We start from the raw sequence: 24,956 nt of genomic DNA, 5'->3' as shown, positions 1-24,956 counted from the left end.
CGAAATGTGCGTCTCGCCACCCCAGCCCGGAATCGCCCGCCGAATCCCGCGGGCGAAACCGCCACACGCGGGCAAAAACACGTTCCGACAGCAGGATTCGCACGGCCACGGCACATTCGCACGATCCCCGCCCATTCGTATGCCCCCGGGGACGTGCGAAACGCCCGCGACGACGCGAACCGCCCGCGAAATGTGCGTCTCGCCACCCCAGCCCGGACTCGCCCGCCGAATCCCGCGGGCGAAACCGTCACACGCGGGCAAAACCACGTTCCGACAGCAGGATTCGCACCGCCGCGGCACATTCGCACGATCCCCGCCCTTTCGCATGCCCCCGGGGACGTGCGAAACGCCTTCGACCGTGCGAATCGCCCGCGAGATCCTCGTCTCGCCACCCCGTCCAGGATTCGCCCGCCGAATCCCGCGGGCGAAACCGTCACACGCGGGCGAAACCAGGCTCCGACAGCAGGATTCGCACCGCCGCAGCACATTCGCACGATCCCCGCCCTTTCGCATGCCCCACGGGACGTGCGAAACGCCTTCGACCATGCGAACCGCCCGCGAAATTTGCGTCTCGCCACCCCGTCCCGGAATCGCCCGCCGAATCCCGCGGGCGAAACCGTCACACGCGGGCGAAACCACGTTTCGACAGCAGGATTCGCACGGCCGCTGCACATTCGCACGATCCCTCACCCTTCGCATGCCCCCCGGCTCACCGCTCGTCGCAATCGAGCACGCGGAGCGCAGTCGTCAGGGTGCGGCCGGAGCCTGGGTGGTCGGCTCGGGTTGGGTCGAGAGACCTTGGCGTGCACCGTCGTCGGGGGCGACGGACTGTGGCGCGGTGGTCGGTCCGGGTATCGGCGTGAACGGGTAGGGCGTCAGCGACGGTGACGGCGACTCGGTGACCGAGGAGTCGAACGGGACGCTCGTCGACGGCGGCGTGATGGTCGACGTGGGGACGTCGGTCCCCTCCGTCGTCGGCAGCTGCGTCGTCGCCCACGGTCGAGGCGTACGAACGGGATCGAGGTAGCCGCCACCGGTGTCGACGGCCGTCGTGGTGGTCGGCGCCGTGGCGGGATCGACATCCGGTCGAGTGGTGCGGACCGGTGACGGTCCCCGGACCGCACTCGTCGTCGCGGCCGGCCGCGTGACGGTGGAGCCGGCGGCGGAGGACGTCGTCGTCTCAGGCGGGGCGGTCGCGGGCACATCGCCCCCGATCACCGACGCACCCTGCACCCGCACACCGACCACGACGGCGGTGAGCATCGCGACGACGACCGCCGCACCGAGGACCGCGAGTGGCACAGCCGACAGCAGATCCCGGTGGCGACGACCGCCGATGAACCGCAACGCTGTCGGGCCGGTCTGCCCGGGACGCGCGGCCAGCGCGGCACCGACCGCACCGAGGAGTTCCGGGGACTCGGGCACCAGTGGCTCGCTGTCGAGCACGCGGCCGAACGCCGCCTGGACCGACGGCATGGTGGCGAGCCCGCCGACCAGCACCACCGGCGGCTCGTCGCCGGCCGGAGACCCCGCACGGACACCGGCGACGAGTTCCGCGACCGCGGTCACGCCGTCGGCCACGATCTCGGCGAGCATGCCCGCGGTGATCGTGAACCGCTGGCCGGCGACGACGACGGTGCTCGACTCCGTCTCCGCCAGTTCTTCTTTGGCCGTCCGGCATGCGCTGCGGAGTTCGGCGCGGCGTCGTCGACCGAGGTCGGTCATGGTCTCCGCGGCGCGGGAGGCGAGGACCGTGTCGATCGCCGAACCCGAGAGTGCGGTCGTGCGTTCCGGTGTGGTCGCCGTGCCGTCGGCGGTGTCGATGGTGAAGACCGAGGTACCGCTGTCACCTCCGTCGACGACGATCACCCGCCGATGTGCGGCGACCGCACCCGACTGTGCGAGAGCGCGTCCGATCGCGTCGGGGTCGTCGACGACATGGACCTGGCGACGGGCCCCTGCGCCACCGGTGGGGATGTCGCCACCGCGCGCGGCGACACCGATCGCGGTGACGGACAGGTCTGCGGCGGCGGCGCGCGCGAGCATCAGGTCGACACCGGAGTTGAGACGACCGGCCCGGTCGAGACGATCGGTGGTGTCGATGTCGATGACGCGGGAGTCGACGCCCAGCCGGTCGTGGTCGTCCACGGTGACCAGGGCGCAGTGGACCATGCCGCTGCCGGCCGAGAGGCCAAGGGTCGTCGAGGGGTTCGTCATCGTCTTCCGGTGTCGTCGGACGTGGCCGAGGTGCACACGTCTCACGGGTCGTCGGACGCGTCCAGGATAGAGGGTCGCGGGGGCCCGCAGCGACCTACTATTGATCGATACCGGTGCCCAGCGCGTCGATGGACGCCGCCATCCAGATGATGACGCCCCCGGCCACGCCGGTCGCGACCACATCGGCGAATCGCCCTCTCACCTGCAACAACCCGATACGCGAGCTGGGTATCAGCGCCCGCAGCAACGAGGCGAGGAGCGACGCCGCGCCGAACACGAACGCGCCGCGTCGCCAGCGGTCGACGATGACGAAGACGAACGCGACGACCACGAACGCCGCGACGAGGGCGAACGGGAGCTGCACGAGGACCCAGCGGATCCGACGCGCACGGTGCATGGACGCCGCGGTACGCCCGCCGGGCGGGATGGCCTGGGGGGTCCGCGACCGTGTCACACCGGCGCCCCGGCGCCGGCGGCGAGGTCGGCCTCGGCACGCTCGACGACGTTGACCAGCAAGAACGCGCGGGTCAGCGGCCCCACCCCGCCGGGGTTGGGGGACACGTGCCCGGCCACGTCCCAGACGTCGGGGTGCACGTCGCCGACCAGGCCGGCGTCGGTGCGGCTGACGCCCACGTCGACGACAGCAGCGCCCGGCGCGACCATGTCCGGCGTGATCAGGTGCGGTGACCCCGCGGCAGCGACGACGACGTCCGCGCGCGAGACCTCGGCGGCCAGGTCACGCGTACCGGTGTGGCACAACGTGACCGTCGCGTTCTCGCTGCGCCGCGTGAGCAGCAACCCGATGGTGCGGCCGATCGTGACCCCACGGCCGACGACCACCACACGGGCACCGTCGAGGGGGATGTCATAGCGGCGCAGCAGGTGGATCACCCCGCGCGGGGTGCACGGCAGCGGCGCCGGCGCACCGAGCACCAATCGGCCGAGATTGACCGGGTGCAGGCCGTCGGCGTCCTTCGCGGGGTCGATGCGTTCGAGTGCCGCGGTGGCGTCGACGTGTCCGGGAAGGGGTAGCTGGACGATGTACCCCGTGCAGGACGGATCGGCGTTGAGGTCGTCGATCGCCGCGTCGATGTCGGCAGCGGTCGCGTCGGCGGGCAGGTCGCGCCGGATGGAGGCGATGCCCAGCTTCGCGCAGTCGGCGTGCTTGCCACGGACGTAGGCGTGCGAACCCGGGTCGTCACCGACCAGGATCGTGCCGAGCCCGGGGGTGCGGCCCGCAGCGGTGAGTGCCTCCACCCGACCGCGCAGGTCGGAGAAGATCTCGTCGCGCGTGGCCTTGCCGTCCAGTGCTGTCGCCGTCACGTCGCCCATTGTCGCCGATGCGGCGTCGGCGGCGGGGAGCAGGCCCGGGCGCGGCGCTCAGCCGGGGCGGGCGGTGGATCCGGCCCGGGCGGTGATCCGCGTCCGTAGCGCCGCCACGGGATGCAGGCGGGGTACGACGGGAAGCGCCGGGGCCGCGACCAGCTCCGACTCGGGGACGCGCTCCACGATGTGCGGTGACACCGGCGGCAGCTCGGCGTCGAGGCGCTCGACGATGTGGCTCGACACCGGTGGGAGCTCCGATCGCACCCGAGGGGCGTTGCGGCCCACGACGATGATCGGGTACGACGCGAGACCGATCAGGACCGAGCAGAGATGTCCGATGTCGGTGAAGGTGGGGTGTCCGCCGCTGAGGAACGGGGCCACCACCGGCGTCAGACAGATCGCGGCGAGGATCACGAGGTATGGGACACGCCAGCGCCACGCCAGCCGGTAGGTGAGGATCCCGGCGACGCCGGCCAGTCCGTAGCTCACACCGATGTCGATGACGTTGATCGCCGACTGCGGTGCGCGACCGGTGTCGATGGCCCACAGCAGGACGCTCTGGCTGATGTAGGTGGCACCGACGTGGGCGAGCACCACGACGACCAGCCACCGGGCGGTGCCCAGCCACCGCTCCACGGTCGCGTGGATCGCGACGTAGGCGAGCGCATAGAGGAACCACCCGTTGCCGTCGATCCAGAGGGCGCTGCGCACCAGGCTGGGGACCGGATCGTGCATGAGGTGGCGGAGGTTCGTCGACCGGCTCCGCAGGATGTCCGTGAGGTCCTGCGCCCCGACGCGGTGGGCGACGATCGTCGTCACGAACAGGATCGCGAGCCAGATGAACGTGCCCGGGGCCGACCGCACGTACCGCCCGACCGCACCGCCGACTCGGCGGACGGTGTCGCGGGTGAACGCTGCGGGCATGGGGTCTCTCTCGGCTCGGTGGACGGCGTGGGCGACGGGGGGTCGTCGGCGACCACGTCCATCCGGCACAGTGAGCGTTCGTGTTCCGCATTTTGTTCCACGAGCCCCGCATACCGCCCAATACCGGCAACGCCATCCGGCTCGCGGCCAACACGGGCTCGGAACTGCACCTCGTCGAGCCCCTGGGCTTCGATCTGGACGAGGCCAAGGTCCGTCGCGCCGGCCTCGACTACCACGACATGGCGTCGGTGACCGTCCACCGCGACCTGGCCGCCGCATGGGCCGCACTCGAACCGGAGCGGGTGTTCGCGTTCACCGCGCACGCGACCGATCGGTTCAGCGACGTTGACTACCGGCCCGGCGACGTCCTGCTGTTCGGACCCGAGCCGACAGGGTTGTCGGCGGAGGTGCTCGCCGACCCCCACGTCACCGCACGGCTGCGCATCCCGATGCTCGCCGGACGGCGCTCGCTGAACCTCGCCAACGCGGCGAGCATCGTCGTCTACGAGGCCTGGCGACAGAACGGCTTCGACGGCGCCGTGTGAGCTGGGCGCGTCACGACAGGTCCGGCTGCTCCCAGTCGACCCGGGCGGCCATCGCCACCAGCCGCGCCCGCCGCTGCGGACTCGTGGCCCCGATCCACGCGATCCGACCGTGGACGTGGGCGCGGAAATCCGGCAGCCCGTCGTGGTTCTGCGATTCGGCGCCGGTCCGCGCCGCGTTGTGGAGCAGAGCACGCAGGGCGTCGTAGTCCGAGCGTCGGACGCGGGGGCGGTCGTTCACCACCAGTCCCGCGAGTGCCTGTTGCTGATGGGCGTACATCACCCTCGTCTTGTCCGGGTGGACGCGGAACCCCTCGGCGTCGACGATCTGCCCGACGGTCCACAGCACCCGCCCGGTGTCGACGTGGTCGCCGGAGAACGCGAGATCGTCGCCGTAGCGCGTGTAGCGCAGACCGTTGCGCTGCGCGTACCCGTCGAGACGGCGGTCGAGTCGGCGCATGACGAGGTTGGCGAGATGAGGTGAGGTGGGCGCGCCCTGCGGGAGATGTCGAGCGCGCAGCAGGCCGGCGTGAACGGGGTCGAGACCGCGCAGGTCCGACGGCGGGGTCGCCGTGGTGCACAGGTCGGCGAGGGCCCGGGCGATGGAGGACCGGTATCCGGTGGCCGCGAAGACCTGTCGCACCCGCGCCACACCGATCGACTCGAAACAGTGGCGGAGGTCGACGCGGAGCACCACGGGCCGATCGGCATGAGGTGCAGCGAAATCGGCGGTCGACGATCCGCGCACGAAGCCACGGGCGGCCGGGTGCGGCGGGATCCGCTCGACCAGTCGGCGCAGGAGCCGTCGTTGGGTCTCCCGCATCCGCGGCTTCGGCGCCTCGATGACACGGTGACCGTCCCGCTTCTCTCGCCGATGGATCCGGTAGTGACACAACGGCTGTCGCGCGGTGCGGAGCCAGCCGCCGTCGTCGGCGAACCACTCGAGCTCCGAGACCGTGAGATTCAGCCAGTGCGCGAGCTGCTCGACGTCGTGGATGTCGGGGAGGTCGTCGGGCACGAGCCCCGTCGACGACGGGCCGGCCAGGTCGATCCCGTCGTCGAGCCGCGGCGGGGTCGAGATCACCGGTTCGCCGACGGTCCACGGGCCCAACGCCTCGCGGATGATGCGCCGCGCGTCGGACGGGTCGACACCGCGGACGGAGAGGGGACCCCCGGGCTCCACCAGCCGCATCCCCACCGCGTCGGCGAATTCCGCGTCGAGGCCCGCATCCCGCAGCGCCCGCTGCACCTCCGGCCAGGTCCACGCGGTGAATCGCACCTCGAACCGCGCCGCGATCGCTGCGGCCTCGTCGGCGGCGAACCGCTCCTCGGTCATCGGGGGTGACGGACGGTGGGCGAGGTGACCGGATACTCCTCATCGCGGCGCCGCGAGGCACGCGCAGCGTGCTGTACGGCGTCGGACGCAGGGACCAACTGTGGCGTGCACCCAGGGGTTGCCCCTGGGACGGGTTCTGTGAACCCACTCTCTCCCCGGCCACCGTCCATCGCGGCCGATCGTGCCACGATCGGTCACCGCCAGTCGCGCGATCGGGTGCCGACGCGGAGATCCATGCGTTCGAGGTGTTCGGCGACGACGGTGACCGCGCCCTCGGCGTTCTGGACGGTGCCGCGGATGACCAGCGCCGACGCGCTCGAGGCGAGGCGACGGTAACGCTTCCACAGCCCCACCGAACAGACGACGTTCACCATGCCCGTCTCGTCCTCGAGGTTGATGAACGTGACACCCGACGCGGTCGCCGGACGCTGACGGTGGGTGACCGCTCCCCCGACCGTCACGCGCGACCCGTCCGGCACCGACAGCAACCCGTCCGCCGGGACCACACCCATCGCGTCGAGGCGAGGCCGGAGGAACTGGGTGGGATAGGAGTTCGGCGTGACCCCCGTCGCCCAGGCGTCGGCGGCGGCGAGTTCGACGTCGCCGAGGCCGGGCAGGACCGGCGCCTGGGAGGCGGCCTGCAGTTCCAGCTGGTCGTCACGTTCCAGCGCGGCGGCGCCGGCGTCCCAGAGGGCCTGGCGGCGACTGCCGCCGAAGCAGTCGAACGCCCCCGCGGTGGCGAGCGCCTCGAGTTGCCGCTCGGTGAGGCGGGTGCGGCGAGCCAGGTCGGCCGGGCTGCGGTACGGGCCGTCGGCATCCCGTCGGTCGACGATGAGCTGTGCGACGTCGTCCCCGATGTGGCGGACCGATCCGAGTGCCATCCGCACCTCGAGGCCGTCGTTCTCCAGGTTCGCGTACGCCAGGGAGGTGTTGATGTCGGGACCGTGCACCCGCACCCCGTGTCGGCGGGCGTCGGCCACCAGGGACTGCGGCGAGTAGAACCCCATCGGCTGTGCCCGCAGCAGCGCCGCACAGAACGCCGCCGGGTGATGCAGCTTGAACCAGGACGAGTAGTAGACGAGTGCCGCGAAACTCTGCGAATGACTCTCCGGGAAGCCGAAGTTCGCGAACGCGGCCATCTTCTCGAAGACGCGGTCGGCGACGTCGCCGGTGATGCCGTGGGTGGTGCGCATCCCGTCGTAGAAACGCTGTTTGAGGCGTTCCATCTTCTCCGGCGACCGCTTGCTGCCCATCGCCCGACGCAACTGGTCCGCCTCGGCGGCGTCGAACCCGGCCACGTCGACCGCGAGCTGCATCAGCTGCTCCTGGAACAGGGGGACCCCCAGGGTGCGTTCGAGCGCGTTGCGCATCGACGGGTGTTCGAACAGGACCGGTTCGAGTCCGTTGCGACGCCGGACATACGGGTGCACCGACCCGCCCTGGATCGGCCCGGGCCGGATCAGTGCGACCTCCACGACGAGGTCGTAGAACTCGCGGGGTTTCAGTCGCGGCAGCGTCGCCATCTGCGCGCGGGACTCCACCTGGAACACCCCGACCGAGTCGGCGGCGCACAGCATCTCGTAGACCGCGGCCTCGCCGAGGTCGATGCGGGCGAGATCGACGTGGAGGTCCTTGTGTTCGGCGACGAGGTCGATCGCATAGTGCAGTGCGGAGAGCATGCCCAGGCCGAGCAGGTCGAACTTGACGAGACCGATGGCCGCGCAGTCGTCCTTGTCCCACTGCAGCACACTGCGTCCGGGCATCCTGGCCCACTCGGTGGGGCACACGTCGGCGATGGGGCGATCGCAGATCACCATGCCGCCGGAGTGGATCCCCATGTGCCGCGGCAGGTCCTCGATCTGCTCGGCGAGCTCCAGGACCTCGTCGGGGATGTCGTGTTCGGGGTTGCGCTTCTCGTCGACGGTCCGGCCGAACCTGCTCACCTGAGAGCTCCAGGCATCCTGCTGTCCCAGCGAATACCCCAGTGCGCGAGCCATGTCCCGCACCGACGACCGCCCGCGGTAGGTGATGACGTTGGCGACCTGCGCGCTGTGGGTGCGTCCGTATCTCTCGTAGACGTGCTGGATGGCCTCCTCACGACGGTCGGACTCGATGTCGACGTCGATGTCGGGCGGGCCGTCGCGCTCCGGTGACAGGAACCGTTCGAAGAGCAGCGCGTTGCGCACCGGGTCGACGTTGGTGATCCCCAGCGCGTAGCAGACCGCGGAGTTCGCGGCACTCCCCCGGCCCTGGCAGAGGATGGTGTTGCGCGTGCAGAAGTCGACGATGTCGTGGACGACGAGGAAGTAGCCGGGGAAGTTGAGGGTGGCGATCACCGCGAGCTCGTGCTCGATCTGGCGGTACGCCTTCGGATGTGACGCGGGGGTGCCGTAGCGGTCGAGCGCTCCGCGCATCGTCAGTTCCCTCAGCCAGGTGTTCTCGGTGTGCCCCTCCGGCACGTCGAACGGGGGCAGTTCCGGTGCGATGAGCCGTAGTTCGAACGCGCAGTCACGACCGAGCTGCGCCGCGGTGTCGATGGCCTCGGGGTGGGCGGAGAGCAGCCGCGCCATCTCGTCGCCGCTGCGCAGGTGCGCACCGCCCAGCGGGCCGAGCCAGCCGGCGATCTCGTCGAGGGTAGAACGTGCCCGCACCGCGGCCATCGCCATGGCGAGTCGTCGCCGGTCGGGGCCGGCGAAATGCGCTCCGGTGGTGGCGACGGTCGCGACGCGGTGGGCGGCGGCGACGTCGGCGAGGACCGCGTTGCGTTCGTCGTCGGTCGGCATCGACTGCGCCGTCAGCTCCACGACGACGTTGTCGCGGCCGAAGCGGTCGAGCAGCGACCGCAGTTCCCGCTCGGCCCCGGAGCGACCCTCGGCGGCGAGTGCGGCACGCACGGCACCCTTGCGGCAACCGGTGAGGACCAGCAGGTTGCCGTTCGCGGCGTCGGCGAGGGCATCGAGGTCGTGCCGGACCAGCCCCTTCTCCCCCGCCGCCATCTGCGCGACGGCGATGCGCCGGGACAGCGTGCGGTAGCCGTCCTGCCCGCGGGCGAGCACCAGCAGATGGTGCCCCTCCGGGTCGGGGACGCCGGTGCGGGCGACGTCGTGAGCGAGCGAGAGTTCCGCACCGAACACCGTCGGCAGACCCCATTCGCGGGCCGCCTCGGCGAACCGGACGACGCCGTAGAGACCGTCGTGATCGGTGACGGCGAGCGCCTCCAGACCCAGCCGGTGGGCCTCGGTGACCATGTCCTCCGGGGAGCTGGCCCCGTCGAGGAAGCTGTACGAGGTGTGGGCGTGCAGCTCCGCGTAGGGGACGGTGCTGTGCACTCGCTCGACGTCGGAGGTCCGGAACGGCTCCCGCTTACGCGACCACGCGGGGCTGTCGCCGCCGTCGCCGAGGTACCCCTCCCCGGGGCGACCGCCGGCGGGGGCGCGGCCCGACAGGACACGCTCCATCTCCGCCCAGGTCGGCGGACCCTCGTTCCAGCCCACCCGTCGACGATACCCCGATGTCGAACAGGTTTTCGAACGAACGGGGTCAGGCGTCGAGGTCAGCCCAGCGCGGCCCCGTAGACGTGCTCGACCGTCATCGTCATGAGCACCCGGCGATCGTCGACCATGACCTGTCGGTACTCCTCCCAGTCGGGATGCTCCCCGCCGGCGCCGAGCCGGTAGTACTCGACGAGCGCGTCCACCTCGGGTCCGTGGGGATCGGTGCCGGGGCCGACGAGGGTGACCGGACCCTGCGCCGTCGCCCACGAGCGGCCGTCGGAGGACGTGAACTCGATCGCGGCCCGGGGGTCCCGTCGCAGGTTCGCGGTCTTCGCCCGACCCTCGGTCATCGAGACCCGGATGGTGTCGGTCGCACGGTCGTAGACCGACGTGACCGGCGAGAGCTGCGGCAGACCGTCGGAGCGGATGGTGGCCAGGACGCCCAGGCTCGAGGAGTTGATCAGGTCGCGGGGATCGAAGTCGCTCATGCGGTGACCAACGACGGGCTCGACGTCGCTGTTCCGGTGCCGGCACGTGTCGCTGGGCGACACCACCGAGCACCGGGACTCAGTCGGCGTGACTGACGACGTTGACGATCGTCCCGTCGGGTGCACGCACGAAGAACCGGCGCACACCCCACTCCTCGGTGGTCAACGGGTGGACGATCTCCAGCCCTCTCCGCTGCGCGTCGGCGTACGCCTCCTCGACACCGTCACCGACGTGCACCGAGATGTGCGAGTCCTCCGGCGCGCTCGCGTCGCGCGTCACGAGTTGCACCTCGGCCCGACCGTCCGGGGTGGCGACCCTCGCGACCCACCCCTGGTCCATGGTGACCTCGCTCAGCCCGAGGAAGTCGGTGTAGAACTCCCGAGCCTGCGCGGTGGCGGGTACACGGATGTTGGTGACGATCCCGGTCGGTCGCATGGTCTGTCCTCTCGAGGGGCGGCGGTGTCCACATGGTCCGTCGTCCCGGGCGCTCGGGATCCGTCGGTCTAGGCTGGCGTCTCGATGGACACCCCCCACGTCGTGGTCGACCGCACGGTCCTGCGGCGCAACATCGACGCGATGGCGCAGGCCACGACCGCGGCAGGGCTCACACTGCGCCCACACGCGAAGACCCACAAGTGCGCCGAGATCGCCCGGATGCAGCTCGACGCCGGGGCAGTCGGGCTGACGGTGGCGACGATCGGCGAGGCCGAGGCGTTCGCCGCGGCCGGATTCGACGACCTGTTCATCGCCTACCCGCTGTTCCTCACCGGCACCAAGGCCCGCCGTCTCGCCGTCGTCGCGGGGTCCGCCTCGGTGCGGGTGGCCGTCGACTCGGTCGAGGGCGCCGTCGCCATGGCGTCGGCACTGGGCGACGACCGCGACCGCGTCGAGGTGCTGGTCGAGGTGGACAGCGGGCACCACCGCACCGGCGGTGACCCGACCGCGGCAGGCGAGGTCGCGGCCGCCGCACGCGATCACGGGCTGCGGGTCGCCGGGGTGTTCACCTTCCCCGGACACGGCTACGCCCCCGACGCCCGGGTAGCGGCTGCCCGTCAGGAACGTGACGCGATCGCTGCGGCCGCCGACGCACTCGCCGGGCAGGGCATCGACCCGGTGGTGCGCAGCGGCGGTTCCACGCCGACCGTCGCTGCCGCCGACGGTGACGTTCTCACCGAGGTCCGACCAGGCGTCTACCCGTTCGACGACGGCCAACAACTGCACCTCGGGCGGATCGGCGTCGACGACATCGCCCTGAGCGTGTCGGCGACCGTCGTCCGGCGCGACGCAGATCGCTTCGTCCTCGACGCCGGGAGCAAGGTGCTGGGCACCGAGAAACCCTCGTACGTCGACGGTTTCGCCACCCTCCCCGATCATCCGGGCAGCCACGTCGTCGCCGTGTCCGAGCATCACGCGACCGTCGAGACCGGCGGCGCCGTCCCGGATCTGGGGGCGGTGGTGCGGGTGGTCCCCAACCACGTCTGCATCACGGTCAACCTGGTCGACGAGCTGGTCGTCACCGACGGTCGGCGCGGCGTGGACAGGTGGGCGCTGATCGCACGAGGGGCGAACACGTGAGGCGGTGGCCGCGCACGCTGGTCTGCCTCGCGGTGGTCGCGGTGTCGGGTTGTGCTGTGTCGCAACCTCCACCGGACACCGCACAGCTCAGCCGGGCCCCCAGCGTGACGTTCACCCAGCGCGGCATCGACTCGGTGCGGGATGCGAGCGTCGCCGTGGTGGACGGGACCCGGCGACTGGGCGTCGCCATCGCGCGCTCCGACCGGTCCGCCGACGAGTCACCGAACGTCCTGGTGGCGCCGTTCAGCGCGATGACCGCACTGCAGACGGTGCGGGCGGGTGCGTCCCGTCGCGCTGCCGGGGAGATCGACGCGGCCGTCGGCCCGTACCGGCCCGCGGCGGTCGCGGCCCTGCTCGGTCAACTGGCCGTCGTCGCCGGCGACCCGGGCACCGTCGACGCGGGCAATCCCCCGCCGGTGCCGATGTACCACCAGGGCACCGGGGTCTTCCTGCGCGCACAGACCCCACCCCGCACGCCCTACCTCGACGAGCTGAGCCGGTATCTCGACAGCGGTGTGTACCCGCTGGCGTTCGGGACCCGGCAGGCCGCTCGTGCCCTCGACGAGTGGGCGACCGTCAACACCGCCGGTGAACAGACGCAGCCCCCGATCACGACGAACCGTTCCACCTCCCTCGCCGTGGCGGCGACCGCTTTCCTCGCCGCGTCGTGGACGCAGCCGTTCCTGCCGAACGACACCGAGGACGGCACGTTCACCACCGACACCGGTCGTACGGTGCAGACGCCGATGATGCGGGCGTCGACCCCCGCACGACTGGCCCGCGGTGGCGGGTGGTCGGCGCTCGAACTCCCCTTCGCCGGAGCCGATCTCGCCCTGCAGATCGTGTTGCCCGACCGCGCGGGTGACGTGTCCGCGGTGCTCGACGACGGCGTCCTCGCCGACGCCGCCACGGCTCTCCGGCAGGCACCGACCGGTGCGGACGTCGCGGTGAGTCTGCCGCGATGGACGACCTCGACGACGAGCGACATGCGTCCGGCGCTCGTCGGACTCGGTGTGCGCTCGATGTTCTCGGGCGGTCTCGACGCGATCGCCCCGGGGACCTCGCTGGGGTCCATCGGTGTCTCGGGTGCGGTGACCATCGCCGAACGCGGGACCGCCGGATTCGCGGACTCGACGACCACCGGCCCGTCGACGGCGCCGACGACCACTCCCGCCGGCGACGGGTTCACCGCAGATCGCCCGTTCGTCTACCAGGTGGTCGACACGTCGACGTCGCTGCCGCTGTTCATCGGCGTGCTGCGCGATCCGAGCGTGTCGTGACCCGACCTCACTCGTAGACACCCTCGACCGTCCACCGCTGATGTCGGTAGCGCAGCAGCAGGGCGCGGGAGTCCTCGAGGAGGACCTGGGCGCGGGCGTGTGTGCCCACCCGTTCCGACGATGCCCCCCACCACCGTTCGTCGGCAGGCCACGGGCCGGCCCACCACTGCAGGGACCACCGTCGCGATCCCCAGGTCACGCTGGCGGGCTCTGCGCTGAACCCGCCACGCGTAGTCACCTGCACCGGCTCCCCGACGACGTCGAGGACCGCCACCGGGGTGTCGAGCACGACCGTCGGCGCCGGGTCGGGGATGCGACCGGGCCAGGGTGCGGCGGGGTCGGCGGCGGGGACGAGTTCGTCACCGAGAGGTACCAGCGTGACCCGTTCGGCCACACCGCGTCCCCCGCTGGCCACCGGCACCCGGACCGCGTCACCGCCGAGCAGTCCCTGCACCCGCACCAGCGCACGACGGGCCCTTTCGGCGACCTCCCCGTCACCGCCGGGGATACCCGCGCCGCGGAACCCGAACTGCAGCGCGCCGGAGTCCACCAGTTCCACCGGCTCCAGGCGCAGCGTCGCGATGGGCGAGTCCGGGCGGTCACCGGCCCGCCCGGTGAGCCACCCGTCGAGCTGCCACCGGATCCGGTCGGCGGTGGCCTCCGGCGTCAGCGGTTCGGCGCACCTCCATGTCCGGGACGACTGCTGTCCACCGGTGGTGGTGGCGTGCACCGTGAGCCGGGTGCACGCCACCGCGGCCGCCATCAGCGCACGGTGCAGCTCGTCGGCGAGGCGGCGGCCGACGAACGCCGCCGCGTCGACCCGGTCGATCGGTGGGTCGCACCGGTGCTCGATGACGACATCGGTGGACGGCAGGCGTCCCGACGGCCGTCGGCCGGGTTCGGCGCGCGCCGCGCGGTGGGCGATCACGGCGTCGGTGCCGAACCGGTTGGCGACATCGGTCGCCGACAACTGCGCGAACGCGCCGACGGTACGGATCCCCAACCGCCACAACAGGTCGATGAGCTGCTCACGGTCGTCGGTGACCAGGCTCGGCTCCGCTCCGAGCTCACCGATCGGCAGGGCCGCGAGGAACTCGGCGTCACCGCCGGGCGGGACGATCCGACCGTGTCGCGCGGCGGCGGCACAGGTGAACAGCTCGTCGGCGATGCCGGTCTGCGACTCCACGCCGTGCGCGGCGACCACGTCGATGAGTTTCTCCGCGGCCACCTCCTCGCCACCGAAGTAGCGGGCGGCACCGTCGGCCGGGAGCACCATCAGGCCCGGGCGGAGCACCTCGACCGTCGGGATGACCTCGGCCACCGACGCCACCAGTGGTTCGAAGAAGCGCCCGTCCCGGCCGGTGTCGGCGACGACCACGTGCAGGTCGGGACATCGCGCCTGCGACTCACGCTTCTTCATGCCGCGGCGGACGCCGACGGCGCGGGCCGTCGCCGAGCAGGTGATCACCCGATTGGCCGAGATCACCGCGACCGGACGGTCCGGGGAGAGGTCGGCGTCGGCCGCGGCGGCGGCGGCCGGCCAGTCCGGGCACCAGACACCGAGGGTGCGTCGTGTCGACATGGTGTGTCCCGTCAGTTCGCGACCGACAGTGGCGTCGGCCGGGCCGGGGTCGTGCGGGCGGCAGCGGCCACCACCTGCACCCGGCCGTCGAGATGTGTCACGTCGACGCGGGTGTCGGTGCCGGGTGCACCGCGGTCGCTCACACGCACCGTCAGCGACAACCCCGCGATGCGCCCGTGCCCCAGGTGGCGGAACGGGGTGTGCCGGTAGTCCTCGACGCGTGCGGTGACCGTCGCGCGGGATCCCGGCCAACGCCCGTCGGTGACGATGAGGGCCGATCCCTTGGCCCGGGCCCGGGCCGTCACCGCCCGGGAGCGTGACGGGGGCACGCTGACCCCGCCGAGCCCCACGATCACCAGGTCGAGTCCGTCGAGGAGCACCGCGGCCACCTCGACCGGGTCGAACGCGGGCGAGCCCGGCCGGTCGGGGACGGTCGGGCCGGGCACCGTCGCGACCCGGGACAGGTCGGCACCCATCTCCGCCGCCGCGTGCAGGCTCAGATGGGGGTGCCCGACCACCCCGACGTACCCGCCCGCGGCGGTGACCGAGGCGATGATGGCCACCAGCACCGACCGCGCACCGTCGACCGTCGTCACCGCACCACGCGCCACCCCGCCGCCCGGCATCACCCCGGCGAGCGCCGCGGGCACGGGCAGCACCTCCCGCCGACGTTGCTCGGAGGCGACCACCGCCACCGACTGCTGGTCGTCGGGGACGACGGAAGCGGTCCGCTTCGCCGAGACCGTCGCCAACCGTGCCCGCAACATCGCCACGGTGTCCTGCACGTCTGCATCCCGTCCGGCCACTGCCCGTGCCGCGGGGTCGTCGGATCCCATCGACGTCATGACGCCTCCTCGCCCGACCCGCGTCCGCACACGGGTCGGCAGCTCTCGGGCCGCGGGGAAGGTGCCCACACCAGCGGTGTCAGGACACGCACGACAGGTCGAACATGCTTTCGAAACCCGATGCTAGGGCGCGGGTCCGACAACCGTCAATCGCCTCGTCGAACCACCGGACAGACATGCGAACCCATGGGGCAGGAGTCCACTAACCTTGCCATCGTGACGTCTACGCCCCGCCCCCGACAGGTCCCCGGACCGGGTTCCCTGGTCGCCGGACGCTATCGGCTGACGTCGAAACTCGGCGGCGGCGGCATGGGTGCGGTGTGGCTCGCGAACGACCAACTGCTCGACCGTGAGGTCGCCGTCAAACAGGTCGTCTCCACCGACGGCATGTCCGACGAGAGCGCCGACGACGTCCGCAGCCGGGCGCTGCGGGAGGGCCGCATGGCCGCCCGGCTGGCCCATGCCAACGCCATCGCCATGCACGACATCGCCGTCGACGGCGGCGAGCCGTGGCTGGTGATGGAGTACGTCCCGTCCCGCAGCGTCGCGCAGATCCTGCACTCCACGGGGACGCTGCCCGTCGTGCACTCGGCACAGATCGGTGCCCAGGTGGCCGCCGCGATGGCGGCTGCGCACGCCGAGGGGATCGTCCACCGCGACATCAAGCCCGGCAACATCCTGGTCGCCACCACCGGCCGCGACGCGGGGCTGGTGAAGATCTCCGACTTCGGCATCTCCCGCGCCAAGGACGAGACACAGGTCGCGGAGAACGGCGTGATCACCGGTACGCCGGCGTATTTCGCGCCCGAGGTCGCCCGCGGCGCCGAGCCGACCGAGGCGTCGGACGTCTACTCCCTCGGTGCCACCGTCTACACCGCGGTGGAGGGCACACCGCCGTTCGGCGTCGACGAGGACTCCCTCGTGCTGCTGCACCGGGTGGCCCGTGGCGAGATCACCCCGCCGACCCGCGCGGGTGACCTGACCCCCGTGTTGCTCGCGATGCTCGAACCGAGCCCCGCCCGTCGGCCGACCATGCCGCAGGCCCGCGACATGCTCGCCCGCGTCGTCGCCGGCCCGGGCGGCAACCCCACCGCCGTGCTGAGTGCCCCGCTCCCGCGAAGCGAGGGCGGCATGCCGATCTGGGGCGGTCGCCCGGCACCGCGGGGACGTCGTGACCCCACCGGCGTGTCGGCGCGGACGGAGACCGGACTGCCCGCGGCCCGGGTCCGCCCGGCCACGGCGCATGCACCGAACCCGGAGCCCGCCCCGACGACACCCACGCCCGATGCCGGCACCGCCCAGGCCGCTCCGGCATCGCCTGCCGGGACCACCGGCCGGCCCACGCCCCCGCTCACGTCGCGGCTGCTGCCGGGCGCCACGACTCCCCCGGACTCCGCCGACCGCACCGTCCCCCTGCGCGCGACGCTCATCGGACTCGGCGTCCTCGTGCTTCTCGCCGTTCTCCTGCTGCTGGTCTTCCTCTAGTCCGACGACACGGACCCCGACCCGCACAGGGACTCGGCGGCATCCATCGTCTGCGACACCAGCATCGCGACCGTCATCGGTCCGACCCCGCCGGGGACCGGCGTGATCATCGATGCCCGTCTGCGCGCACCGTCGTGATCGACGTCGCCGACGGGGCCCGGGTTGTACCCCGCGTCGACGACGACGGCTCCGGGCCGCACCCGGCCACCGTCGATGAACCGGGGGCGCCCCACCGCGGCGATCAGGAGATCGGCAGACGCCACATGCCGCTCGAGACCACGGGTGGCGGAGTGGCACACTGTGACCGTCGCATCACGCGACAACATCAGAGCGGCAACAGGCCTGCCGAGGATGTCGCTGCGCCCGACCACCACGGCGTGCATCCCCGACGGATCGACGCCGTGGTGGTCCAGCAGGCGCAGGATCCCACCCGGCGTGCACGCGAGGTGCCCGGTGCGACCGAGGGACAGCGCGGCGAACGATGTCGACGTGACCCCGTCGACATCCTTTCGTGGATCGATCGCGTCGAACACCGCACGCTCGTCGACTCGGTCACCGACCGGGTGCTGGACCAGGATCCCGTGGACCACAGCGTCGTCGGAGAGGGAGCTCACCACCTCGCAGACCTCGGCCGTCGACGACGACGCCGTCATCACGACCGATCGGGTGTTCATCCCGATCTCACGACAGCGTCGCTCCTTCATCCGCACATACGCCGCGGACGCGGGGTCGTCGCCGACGAGAACCGTTGCGAGAACAGGTCGGACACCGAACTGCTCGATCAGACGACGCACACGTCTGCCGGTGGCGTCCAGGATCTCGGCGGCGAGGATGTCGCCGCGCATCATGAGGGGGTTGTCGGGCACAGCATCTCCTGGGGTCGGAACACATCGATGCCCAGGCGTTCGGCGCGCATGAGGTCGCTCCCCGATGGTGATCCATCCGACGCCAGTCACGACCCCGACCCCGAATCTACCCGCGTGGCGACGAGTTCGTCGACGCGGACCCGTCAGCCGTCCGACCCGAGGGTCAGCAGGTATCGCGCGGTGAGCGAGACGTCGGGCTGCGGGTCGTCGACGAGTCCCGCGAGGACCGCGTGGGACGACTCGTCCGCGATCTCGCCCAGCGCCTGCACGAGCCGTCCTCGCGTGCCGGGTTCCGACGCATGTCGGAGTTCCCGGTCGATCGCGGCGACGATGCGAGGCCCCGCATCGTGTTCCCGAGCGAGACGGCCCAGCGTGTCGGCGGCGTCGACGTCGTCCGACCCCCGCATCACCATCGCGATCAGTGCCTCGACGACCTCCACGCCACCGAGTCCGCCGAGGGCCACCGCGGCCCGGTCGCGTACCGCCGGATCCGGGTGGGTGACCGCCTCGCGCAGGATCGGCAGCACCGCCGCGGCATCGGATCGCGCTGCGGCGGTGACGACCTCCATCGCCCGCCGCCGCGCACGGGCGTCACCGGACCGCACCGCGTCCGCGAGATGCGGGACGGCGTCGCGAATCGACCGGATCACCGACCACTGCAGGGCGCCGGCGACATTCACCTCGTCCTCGGTGAGGAGCGCCGCCACCGTCGCCGCGACCGGGACAGGTCGACCTGCGGACAGCGCGACACGGTTTCGGCGCAGTGGGTCGGGGGAATCGAGTTCCTGCATCAGCGCGATCACGTCCAGGACATCACGCCACGACGAGACCCCGGTCGCCCGGACGTCGCCGAGCCTCGCCACCAGTTGTCGATCGCGCTCCATCCGGTCGCGTGCGCGATCCATCAGCTCCTCCATCAACGCGGTCGGCTCGATGTCTTCGCCCTCCAACGCCTCTCGGATCACATGGAGGGGCAGGCCGAGAGACCGTAGGCCCTCCACGCGGAACAACCGATCGATGTCGGCATCGGTGTAATCCCGATAGCCGTTGCCGTTTCGGCGTCCCGGTGAGACCAGACCCATCGCGTCGTAGTGGCGCAACATCCTCGTGCTGATGCCGCTGATCCGCGACAACTCACCGATGCGCATCGGACCCCATCGCCGCCACACGACGCGCCTCGTGAACGGAGTGGTCGACACCCGACTCCGGGTCGTCGAACAACAGCACGGTTCGGGCGGCATGCCAGGCGACGCGCTCGTCGCCGGCCGACATCGCCGCTCGCACCGCATCGTCGACCACCCAGTCCAGCGCGACCAGCGCGCGGGACAGACGACGCTGCCGTTCGTCATCGCCTCGACCGAGCTGCGCGAGGAGGGCGTCGGCCAGGACTCCCTCCTGACCTGTCGGCACCACCGCGACCGCTGCTCGCCACGCGGTCGTGGCGACCTCGTCGTCGGCATCGTCGACGAGGCCGACGACCCGCGTCCACAGGTCGACTACAGCCGCCCCGGCGGCCGAGCGAACCTTCGTCAGCGTGTGCAGCGCCTGGCTGCGAGCTTGCGGGACCGCGCTGTCGAGTTCGGCCGCGATTCGCGGCACCACCAGCGTGGCGGGGTGGCGGGTCAGCGCCCAGGTGAGCATGTCGCGCACGAAGAAGTCGGGCTCGACAGCGCACCGTCGCACGAGCGCGTCGACGTACATCGGGTCGGGATGGGTTCCGGCGTGCACCGCGGCGCGCAGGCGTACCGACGGATGCTGCGCCGACAGGGCTTCCATCGCTGTGGGTGGGGTGATGGGTGTCATGGTCGTCCTCCTCGACACCCACCGAAAAGCATCACACCGTGTGAGGGTCAAGATCACTCAACCGATGTGACGCGTCGCGGCCCAGCGGGTCAACGCGTTGCGGTTGGACTGCTGGGTCTTGCGCAGGACGTTGGAGGCGTGGGTCTCCACCGTCTTCACCGAGATGAACAGCTCCTCGGCGATCTCGCGGTAGGTGTAGCCGCGGGCCAGCAACCGCAGCACCTCCAGCTCACGCGGTGTCAGGGAGTCGAGGTCGGGATCGAGGTGCGGTTCCGGCATCGGCGAGCGGCCCGTGAAGGAGTCCAGCACGAATCCCGCGAGGCGCGGGCTGAACACGGCGTCGCCGTCGGCGACGCGACGGACCGCGTCGGCGAGGTCGGGACCGGCGATGGTCTTCGTGACGTATCCCCGCGCCCCGGCGCGGATGGTCGCGATGACGTCCTCGGCGGCGTCGGACACGCTCAGAGCCAGGTAGACCGGCTCGACACCGCGTCGTGTGTCGGCGACACCGCGGATCACCCCGACCCCTCCGCCCGAGGGCATGTGCACGTCGAGCAGGACGACATCCGGTGCACTCTCGACGATCCCGGCGACCGCCTCGGCCACCGTTCCCGCCTCCCCGACGATGACGAGGCCGTCCTCGCGGGACAGCTCCGCCCGCACCCCGGATCGGAACACCGCATGGTCGTCGACGAGGTAGACCGTGCGCGTGGTCATCGTCCGTTCCCTTCTGACTGATCGGATGTCGTTGCCGTGCTGTCGAACTCGACCCGGAGGGCGACCTCGGTACCGCGGTCGGGGGTGGAGCGGATGTCGACGATGCCACCGTGTCGTTCGACCCGTGCACGGATCGAACGCGCGATGCCCTGCCGATCGGACGCGACGGCGGACGGGTCGAAACCCCGACCGCGGTCTCGCACGAAGACCTCGGCACCGGTGTCGGACAACTCCGCGTAGACATCGACCCGCCGCTGTCCGGAGTGCTTGGCCGCGTTGACCAGAGCCTCCCTCGTGGCGCCGACGAGCGCGTCGCACCGGTGCGTCGTCTCACCGACCGTCACGATGTCCACCTCGATGCCGTACTCGTCCTCCACCTCCGCGGCGACCGATGCCAGGGCCGCCGGCAGCGACGTCTCCTGTCCCCGCGGGCCGTCGAAGAGCCACCGGCGCAGCTCCCGCTCCTGACTCCGCGCCAGACGCGCGACCTCGTCGGGGCTGTCGGACCTCTTCTGGATCAGCGCCAGCGTCTGCAGGACCGAGTCGTGCAGATGCGCGGCGATCTCCTCGCGCTCGGCGGTGCGGATACGAGCCGACCGCTCCGCGTCGATGGTGCGCACCAGCCGCATCCACAGCGGGATGGTCAACACGACGACGCCGACGAGCGTGGCGAGCACGGCCAGCACCGTCGAGTTGAGCCCCCCGAAGGAGTGGTTGCCGGCCAGCACCACCCCGACCAGACCGGCCACCACGAGGACAGCCCCGCCGACCAGTCGCAGCCAGGTCAGGATGGACGTGCGTCGCCGGTCGCCGAGGTCGACCTCACGCCACACCACCGCCGCACCGATGGCGATCACCGCCAGGGGCACCAGATACCCCGCGGGCGTCCCCGACGCCGTCGACCCGACCACCAGCAGTCCCACCGCACCCAGCACGGCCAGCCCCAGCGCCTGCGACCTCTCGCCCGGTGCCGGCGCGTCGGTGTCGGTTCCGGGAGGGCAGAAGAACCACAGCAGGGCGTACGCCATCACCCCGGCGCCCGCGAGGACGGTGAGTCCCACGAACACCAGTCGGACGACGACAGGCCGCACGCCGAGGTGGTCGGCGACACCACCGGCGACCCCGCCGACGATCCGTCCGGCGTCGCGGCGCGCGATACGCGACGACCCGTCGTCGTGCGACGGCGCGTCCGCGCGCGTGTACCGGGTGGCCATGCACCGATCGTGACACGACCGTCGGGGCCGCGGCATCGGGGAGAGCCCCGACACGGGTGCCCTCATCTGGCGGAGATCTCAGGGTGGATCCCGATTCCGGTCGGCACCGTCGCCCCCGACGATGGGTCTCATGAGTCCGACAGTGGCACCCCCGACGAGCGACGAACTGCATGACATCTGGCGCACCCGGCCCGTGCGGTCGGGTGGCGACGCCATGCTGGCCGGCGTCTGCAGCGGCATCGCGCGCCGCTACGACGTCGACCCGACACTGGTCCGGGTCGCGCTCGTCGTGGCCGCCGTGTTCGGCGGCAGCGGCGTCCTCGCCTACATCGCCTGCTGGTTCGTGCTCCCGGGCGACGGCGTCGACAACCCCCGCCGCGGACGTCGCCTCGGCCGCAGCGGCATGGCGCACGAGATGCACCGGCCGGGCACCGTCGCACTGGTGGTCGTCGCGGTGGTGGTGCTCGCCGTCCTGCCCACACCGGCGTGGGGGTCGAGCGGTCTGGCAGGCGCGGTTCTGCTGCTCATCGGCGTGTGGGCTCTCCATCGCCGTACACCCGAACCACCGCCGGGGACCTCGGTCGACACGAACGACGGTGTCTCGCTGACCAAACCGGTCGTCTCCCCGTCCGGATCGGGCGGCGACACCGAGGACGTCACCGACCGCGTCGTACCGCCCGCGTGGGATCCGTTGGGCGCAGCGCCGTTCGCATGGGATCTGCCGGAGCCACCGACCGGGTCACCGGCGCCGCCGAGGCCCGCACGCGACACCGCCCTCGCGGTGGTGGTCGTCGGACTCGCACTCGTCGTCGCCGCTGTCGGCACAGCATTGTTCGCCGCCGGCGTCGCCGGCGTGACTCCGCTCCGGATCGCCGCTGCGTCGTTGGCCGTCATCGCGGTGGGGGTCGTCGCCGGAGCACTCCGCGGACGCCGGACCGGGTTGACCGGGATCGCCGCACTTCTCGCCGCCGTCGTGGTGGTCCTGGGCGTGAGCCACTCGGTCACCGGGTTGCCGGGCGGAGGTGTGGGTGACCGCACCTGGCGCCCGCTGACCGAGAACGACATCGCATCCCGCTACAGCCTGACGGTGGGATCCGCGACGCTCGACCTGCGATCGGTGACGCTGACCGCCGATCGGACGGTGCGGATCGAGGCGGGCGTCGGCGAGATCGTCGTCGATGTGCCCGCGGGCATGAACGTGCGGGAACTCTGTCGCGTCACCGTCGGCGACCAATCCTGTCCGTCAGGTGTCCAGGGTGGTGACGACGGGACGGCCGGACCGGTACTGACCGTCGACGCGTCCGCCGTCGCGGGGAAGATCGAGGTGAATCGTGGCTGAGGAGAAGACCCGCGGGCCGGTCGACATCGTGCAGGTGATCGTCGGGCTGGTCGCGCTCGCGATCGCGGTGTGGGGACTGCTCGGCGGACCGTCGACCGGCGACCTCACGGTGTTCCCGTGGATCGGCGTCGGCGTCGCCGGTGCGGTCGGTGTCGGTCTGGTGATCGCGGGCGGATTGCGTTCCCGTACACGGTGACACTCGTCGGGTCGGCCACAACCGTCCCGAGTGTGGCTTCGGCTCGGCGAACAGTTGTGGCACGCTCGGCGCGCAACTTCGGCCCACTCGGCGGATCAGGCCGACGCGCTCACTCCCACTCGATGGTGCCCGGCGGCTTGCTGGTGACGTCGAGGACGACGCGGTTGACGTCCGCGACCTCGTTCGTGATGCGGGTGGAGATCAACTCCAACGTCTCGTAGGGGATGCGGGTCCAGTCGGCGGTCATCGCGTCCTCGCTCGACACCGGCCGGAGCACGATCGGATGCCCGTAGGTGCGTCCGTCGCCCTGCACCCCGACGCTGCGCACGTCGGCGAGAAGTACCACCGGGCACTGCCAGATGGTGGAGTCGAGACCGGCGGCGGTCAGCTCCTCACGCGCGATGCGATCGGCGGCGCGCAGCGTCTCCAGACGCTCCGCGGTCACCTCGCCGACGATGCGGATCGCCAGGCCGGGGCCCGGGAACGGTTGGCGCGCAACGATCTCCTCCGGCAGACCCAGCTCCCGTCCGACGGCGCGCACCTCGTCCTTGAACAGCAGACGCAGCGGTTCGACGAGGGTGAACTCGAGATCCTCGGGGAGGCCGCCGACGTTGTGGTGGCTCTTGATGTTCGCCGTGCCGCTGCCGCCGCCGGACTCGACGACGTCCGGGTACAGCGTCCCCTGGACGAGGAAGTCGACGGGCTGTCTCGGCCCGCTCCCGGCGCCGGGGTCGCCGTCACTGCCGTCGAGCACCTCGGCGACCGCGCCCTCGAACGACCGGATGAACTCGCGGCCGATGATCTTGCGCTTGGACTCCGGGTCGGTCTGGCCCGACAACTCGCGCAGGAAGGTCTCCTCGGCGTCGACGGTGACCAGCCGCGCGCCGGTGGCGGCGACGAAGTCGGTCTGCACCTGCTCACGCTCACCGGCGCGCAGCAGACCGTGGTCGACGAACACACACGTCAACCGGTCGCCGATGGCCCGCTGCACGAGTGCCGCGGCGACCGCGGAGTCGACGCCGCCCGACAGCCCGCAGATGGCCTGACCGTCGCCGACCTGCTCCGCGACCTGGGCGATGAGCGATTCCGCAATGTTCGCCGGTGTCCAGCTCGGCTCGAGTCCGGCGATCTCGTAGAGGAACCGGGTGAGGACCTGCTGACCGTGCGGCGTGTGCATGACCTCGGGGTGGTACTGCACCCCGGCCATGTGACGCTCGAGGTTCTCGAACGCAGCGACGGGCGCCCCGGGTGTCGACGCGGTGACCGTGAACCCCTCCGGCGGCGTCTGGACGGCGTCGTTGTGGCTCATCCAGACCGGCTGCGTGTCGGGCAGCCCGGAGTGCAGCACCGACTCCCCCGTCACCGACAGCGTCGTGCGTCCGAACTCCCGACCACCGGTGTTGGCGACCACACCGCCGAGCCCGGCCGCCATGGCCTGGTAGCCGTAGCAGATGCCGAAGGCGGGCAGGCCCATCGCCAACATCTCCGGGTCCAACCCGGGGGCGTCGGCGGCGAACACCGACGCGGGGCCACCCGAGAGGATGAGCGCGACAGGGTCTTTGGCCTTGATCTCCTCGATCGTCGCGGTGTGCGGGATCACCTCGGAGTAGATCCGGGCCTCACGTACGCGCCGTGCGATGAGCTGCGCGTACTGGGCACCGAAGTCGACGACCAGGACCGGTCGGGGGGCGGCTGCGGCGATCGGGTCGTCGTGCGTCACCCGCGT

Annotated in this window: 22 protein-coding genes and 1 riboswitch; of the genes, 6 read left to right on the top strand and 16 right to left on the bottom strand. The window is 71.5% G+C overall.

Annotated features, from left to right (window positions below; genetic code table 11):
- Positions 1–747: 747 nt before the first annotated feature.
- From ACXVUM_RS15095 to ACXVUM_RS15080, 4 genes are all read right to left on the bottom strand, one after another.
- Positions 748–2,217 carry a hypothetical protein gene (locus tag ACXVUM_RS15095; protein ID WP_458522590.1) on the bottom strand — a complete coding sequence of 490 codons (1,470 nt, stop codon included), beginning with the start codon at positions 2,215–2,217 and terminating at the stop codon, positions 748–750.
- Positions 2,218–2,314: 97 nt separating this feature from the next.
- A complete protein-coding gene (locus ACXVUM_RS15090) occupies positions 2,315–2,614 on the bottom strand; it encodes a DUF3017 domain-containing protein (RefSeq protein ID WP_458522887.1) in 300 nt (99 codons plus the stop codon).
- 53 nt (positions 2,615–2,667) lie between these two features.
- Complete coding sequence (locus ACXVUM_RS15085) at positions 2,668–3,540, bottom strand: bifunctional methylenetetrahydrofolate dehydrogenase/methenyltetrahydrofolate cyclohydrolase (RefSeq protein ID WP_458522589.1); 873 nt, start codon at positions 3,538–3,540, stop codon at positions 2,668–2,670.
- Between the two features lie 57 nt (positions 3,541–3,597).
- Positions 3,598–4,467: a rhomboid-like protein gene (locus tag ACXVUM_RS15080; RefSeq protein WP_458522588.1), complete on the bottom strand. Its 870-nt coding sequence runs from the start codon at positions 4,465–4,467 to the stop codon at positions 3,598–3,600.
- An 80-nt stretch (positions 4,468–4,547) separates the two neighbouring features.
- On the opposite strand from ACXVUM_RS15080, the gene ACXVUM_RS15075 reads away from it, so the two are divergent.
- Positions 4,548–5,012: a tRNA (cytidine(34)-2'-O)-methyltransferase gene (locus ACXVUM_RS15075; RefSeq protein WP_458522587.1), complete on the top strand. Its 465-nt coding sequence runs from the start codon at positions 4,548–4,550 to the stop codon at positions 5,010–5,012.
- A gap of 10 nt (positions 5,013–5,022) precedes the next feature.
- On the opposite strand, the gene ACXVUM_RS15070 is transcribed toward ACXVUM_RS15075, so the two are convergent.
- The 4 genes from ACXVUM_RS15070 to ACXVUM_RS15055 form a co-directional block, all read right to left on the bottom strand.
- Positions 5,023–6,345: a reverse transcriptase family protein gene (locus tag ACXVUM_RS15070; RefSeq protein ID WP_458522586.1), complete on the bottom strand. Its 1,323-nt coding sequence runs from the start codon at positions 6,343–6,345 to the stop codon at positions 5,023–5,025.
- A 194-nt stretch (positions 6,346–6,539) separates the two neighbouring features.
- Complete coding sequence (locus ACXVUM_RS15065) at positions 6,540–9,839, bottom strand: error-prone DNA polymerase (RefSeq protein ID WP_458522585.1); 3,300 nt, start codon at positions 9,837–9,839, stop codon at positions 6,540–6,542.
- 59 nt (positions 9,840–9,898) lie between these two features.
- On the bottom strand, positions 9,899–10,327 hold the full coding sequence (locus tag ACXVUM_RS15060) for a PPOX class F420-dependent oxidoreductase (protein WP_458522584.1): 429 nt from the start codon (positions 10,325–10,327) through the stop codon (positions 9,899–9,901).
- A 79-nt stretch (positions 10,328–10,406) separates the two neighbouring features.
- Positions 10,407–10,763, bottom strand: a complete 357-nt coding sequence (locus ACXVUM_RS15055; protein ID WP_458522583.1) for a VOC family protein — start codon at positions 10,761–10,763, stop codon at positions 10,407–10,409.
- Positions 10,764–10,847: 84 nt separating this feature from the next.
- Here ACXVUM_RS15055 and ACXVUM_RS15050 point away from each other — a divergent pair, with 84 nt between their 5' ends.
- The gene (locus ACXVUM_RS15050; protein WP_458522582.1) at positions 10,848–11,903 is read left to right on the top strand and encodes an alanine racemase; all 1,056 of its coding nucleotides are present in this window, start codon (positions 10,848–10,850) and stop codon (positions 11,901–11,903) included.
- Positions 11,904–11,959: 56 nt separating this feature from the next.
- On the top strand, positions 11,960–13,183 hold the full coding sequence (locus tag ACXVUM_RS15045; RefSeq protein ID WP_458522581.1) for a serpin family protein: 1,224 nt from the start codon (positions 11,960–11,962) through the stop codon (positions 13,181–13,183).
- Between the two features lie 7 nt (positions 13,184–13,190).
- Here ACXVUM_RS15045 and ACXVUM_RS15040 read toward each other — a convergent pair whose 3' ends face one another.
- Both ACXVUM_RS15040 and ACXVUM_RS15035 read right to left on the bottom strand, forming a co-directional pair.
- Positions 13,191–14,765 (bottom strand): DNA polymerase Y family protein, encoded by a 1,575-nt coding sequence (locus tag ACXVUM_RS15040; RefSeq protein ID WP_458522580.1) that lies wholly within the window; start codon positions 14,763–14,765, stop codon positions 13,191–13,193.
- Positions 14,766–14,776: 11 nt separating this feature from the next.
- Positions 14,777–15,610, bottom strand: a complete 834-nt coding sequence (locus ACXVUM_RS15035) for a hypothetical protein (RefSeq protein WP_458522579.1) — start codon at positions 15,608–15,610, stop codon at positions 14,777–14,779.
- Between the two features lie 186 nt (positions 15,611–15,796).
- On the opposite strand from ACXVUM_RS15035, the gene ACXVUM_RS15030 reads away from it, so the two are divergent.
- A complete protein-coding gene (locus tag ACXVUM_RS15030; protein WP_458522578.1) occupies positions 15,797–17,095 on the top strand; it encodes a protein kinase domain-containing protein in 1,299 nt (432 codons plus the stop codon).
- Here the strand turns inward: ACXVUM_RS15030 and ACXVUM_RS15025 are convergent.
- From ACXVUM_RS15025 to ACXVUM_RS15005, 5 genes are all read right to left on the bottom strand, one after another.
- Positions 17,092–17,961: a bifunctional 5,10-methylenetetrahydrofolate dehydrogenase/5,10-methenyltetrahydrofolate cyclohydrolase gene (locus ACXVUM_RS15025; protein ID WP_458522577.1), complete on the bottom strand. Its 870-nt coding sequence runs from the start codon at positions 17,959–17,961 to the stop codon at positions 17,092–17,094. The genes ACXVUM_RS15030 and ACXVUM_RS15025 overlap by 4 nt on opposite strands.
- Positions 17,962–17,983: 22 nt before the next feature.
- Positions 17,984–18,061: riboswitch (ZMP/ZTP riboswitch) on the bottom strand.
- A gap of 43 nt (positions 18,062–18,104) precedes the next feature.
- Positions 18,105–19,109 (bottom strand): MerR family transcriptional regulator, encoded by a 1,005-nt coding sequence (locus tag ACXVUM_RS15020; RefSeq protein ID WP_458522576.1) that lies wholly within the window; start codon positions 19,107–19,109, stop codon positions 18,105–18,107.
- Positions 19,096–19,764, bottom strand: coding sequence for a HEAT repeat domain-containing protein (locus ACXVUM_RS15015; RefSeq protein WP_458522575.1), 669 nt, complete (start codon positions 19,762–19,764; stop codon positions 19,096–19,098). The genes ACXVUM_RS15020 and ACXVUM_RS15015 overlap by 14 nt, the downstream gene beginning before the upstream one ends.
- 57 nt (positions 19,765–19,821) lie before the next feature.
- Complete coding sequence (locus ACXVUM_RS15010) at positions 19,822–20,481, bottom strand: LuxR C-terminal-related transcriptional regulator (RefSeq protein WP_458522574.1); 660 nt, start codon at positions 20,479–20,481, stop codon at positions 19,822–19,824.
- Complete coding sequence (locus tag ACXVUM_RS15005; RefSeq protein ID WP_458522573.1) at positions 20,478–21,695, bottom strand: ATP-binding protein; 1,218 nt, start codon at positions 21,693–21,695, stop codon at positions 20,478–20,480. Before ACXVUM_RS15005 ends, ACXVUM_RS15010 begins: the two co-directional genes overlap by 4 nt.
- Before the next feature lie 130 nt (positions 21,696–21,825).
- On the opposite strand from ACXVUM_RS15005, the gene ACXVUM_RS15000 reads away from it, so the two are divergent.
- Positions 21,826–23,034: a PspC domain-containing protein gene (locus tag ACXVUM_RS15000; RefSeq protein ID WP_458522572.1), complete on the top strand. Its 1,209-nt coding sequence runs from the start codon at positions 21,826–21,828 to the stop codon at positions 23,032–23,034.
- Positions 23,027–23,230 (top strand): hypothetical protein, encoded by a 204-nt coding sequence (locus ACXVUM_RS14995; protein WP_458522571.1) that lies wholly within the window; start codon positions 23,027–23,029, stop codon positions 23,228–23,230. The genes ACXVUM_RS15000 and ACXVUM_RS14995 overlap by 8 nt, the downstream gene beginning before the upstream one ends.
- Before the next feature lie 109 nt (positions 23,231–23,339).
- Here the strand turns inward: ACXVUM_RS14995 and guaA are convergent, their stop codons facing one another.
- Positions 23,340–24,950: a glutamine-hydrolyzing GMP synthase gene (guaA, locus tag ACXVUM_RS14990; RefSeq protein WP_458522570.1), complete on the bottom strand. Its 1,611-nt coding sequence runs from the start codon at positions 24,948–24,950 to the stop codon at positions 23,340–23,342.
- Positions 24,951–24,956 lie beyond the last annotated feature (6 nt).

It is taken from the genome of Williamsia sp. SKLECPSW1 (assembly GCF_054332755.1).
Note: the sequence above shows the minus strand (reverse complement) of the source record. Positions and strands in the feature narration are given on the sequence as shown.

Excerpts from the sequence above, each read along its gene's own strand:
- ACXVUM_RS15095 (WP_458522590.1), bottom strand. The coding sequence starts at position 2,217 with ATGACGAACCCCTCGACGACCCTTGGCCTCTCGGCCGGCAGCGGCATG.
- ACXVUM_RS15090 (WP_458522887.1), bottom strand. The coding sequence starts at position 2,614 with ATGCACCGTGCGCGTCGGATCCGCTGGGTCCTCGTGCAGCTCCCGTTC.
- ACXVUM_RS15080 (WP_458522588.1), bottom strand. The coding sequence starts at position 4,467 with ATGCCCGCAGCGTTCACCCGCGACACCGTCCGCCGAGTCGGCGGTGCG.
- ACXVUM_RS15070 (WP_458522586.1), bottom strand. The coding sequence starts at position 6,345 with ATGACCGAGGAGCGGTTCGCCGCCGACGAGGCCGCAGCGATCGCGGCG.
- ACXVUM_RS15060 (WP_458522584.1), bottom strand. The coding sequence starts at position 10,327 with ATGAGCGACTTCGATCCCCGCGACCTGATCAACTCCTCGAGCCTGGGC.
- ACXVUM_RS15055 (WP_458522583.1), bottom strand. The coding sequence starts at position 10,763 with ATGCGACCGACCGGGATCGTCACCAACATCCGTGTACCCGCCACCGCG.
- ACXVUM_RS15050 (WP_458522582.1), top strand. The coding sequence starts at position 10,848 with ATGGACACCCCCCACGTCGTGGTCGACCGCACGGTCCTGCGGCGCAAC.
- ACXVUM_RS15040 (WP_458522580.1), bottom strand. The coding sequence starts at position 14,765 with ATGTCGACACGACGCACCCTCGGTGTCTGGTGCCCGGACTGGCCGGCC.
- ACXVUM_RS15035 (WP_458522579.1), bottom strand. The coding sequence starts at position 15,610 with ATGACGTCGATGGGATCCGACGACCCCGCGGCACGGGCAGTGGCCGGA.
- ACXVUM_RS15030 (WP_458522578.1), top strand. The coding sequence starts at position 15,797 with ATGGGGCAGGAGTCCACTAACCTTGCCATCGTGACGTCTACGCCCCGC.
- ACXVUM_RS15020 (WP_458522576.1), bottom strand. The coding sequence starts at position 19,109 with ATGCGCATCGGTGAGTTGTCGCGGATCAGCGGCATCAGCACGAGGATG.
- ACXVUM_RS15015 (WP_458522575.1), bottom strand. The coding sequence starts at position 19,764 with ATGACACCCATCACCCCACCCACAGCGATGGAAGCCCTGTCGGCGCAG.
- ACXVUM_RS15010 (WP_458522574.1), bottom strand. The coding sequence starts at position 20,481 with ATGACCACGCGCACGGTCTACCTCGTCGACGACCATGCGGTGTTCCGA.
- ACXVUM_RS15005 (WP_458522573.1), bottom strand. The coding sequence starts at position 21,695 with ATGGCCACCCGGTACACGCGCGCGGACGCGCCGTCGCACGACGACGGG.
- ACXVUM_RS15000 (WP_458522572.1), top strand. The coding sequence starts at position 21,826 with ATGAGTCCGACAGTGGCACCCCCGACGAGCGACGAACTGCATGACATC.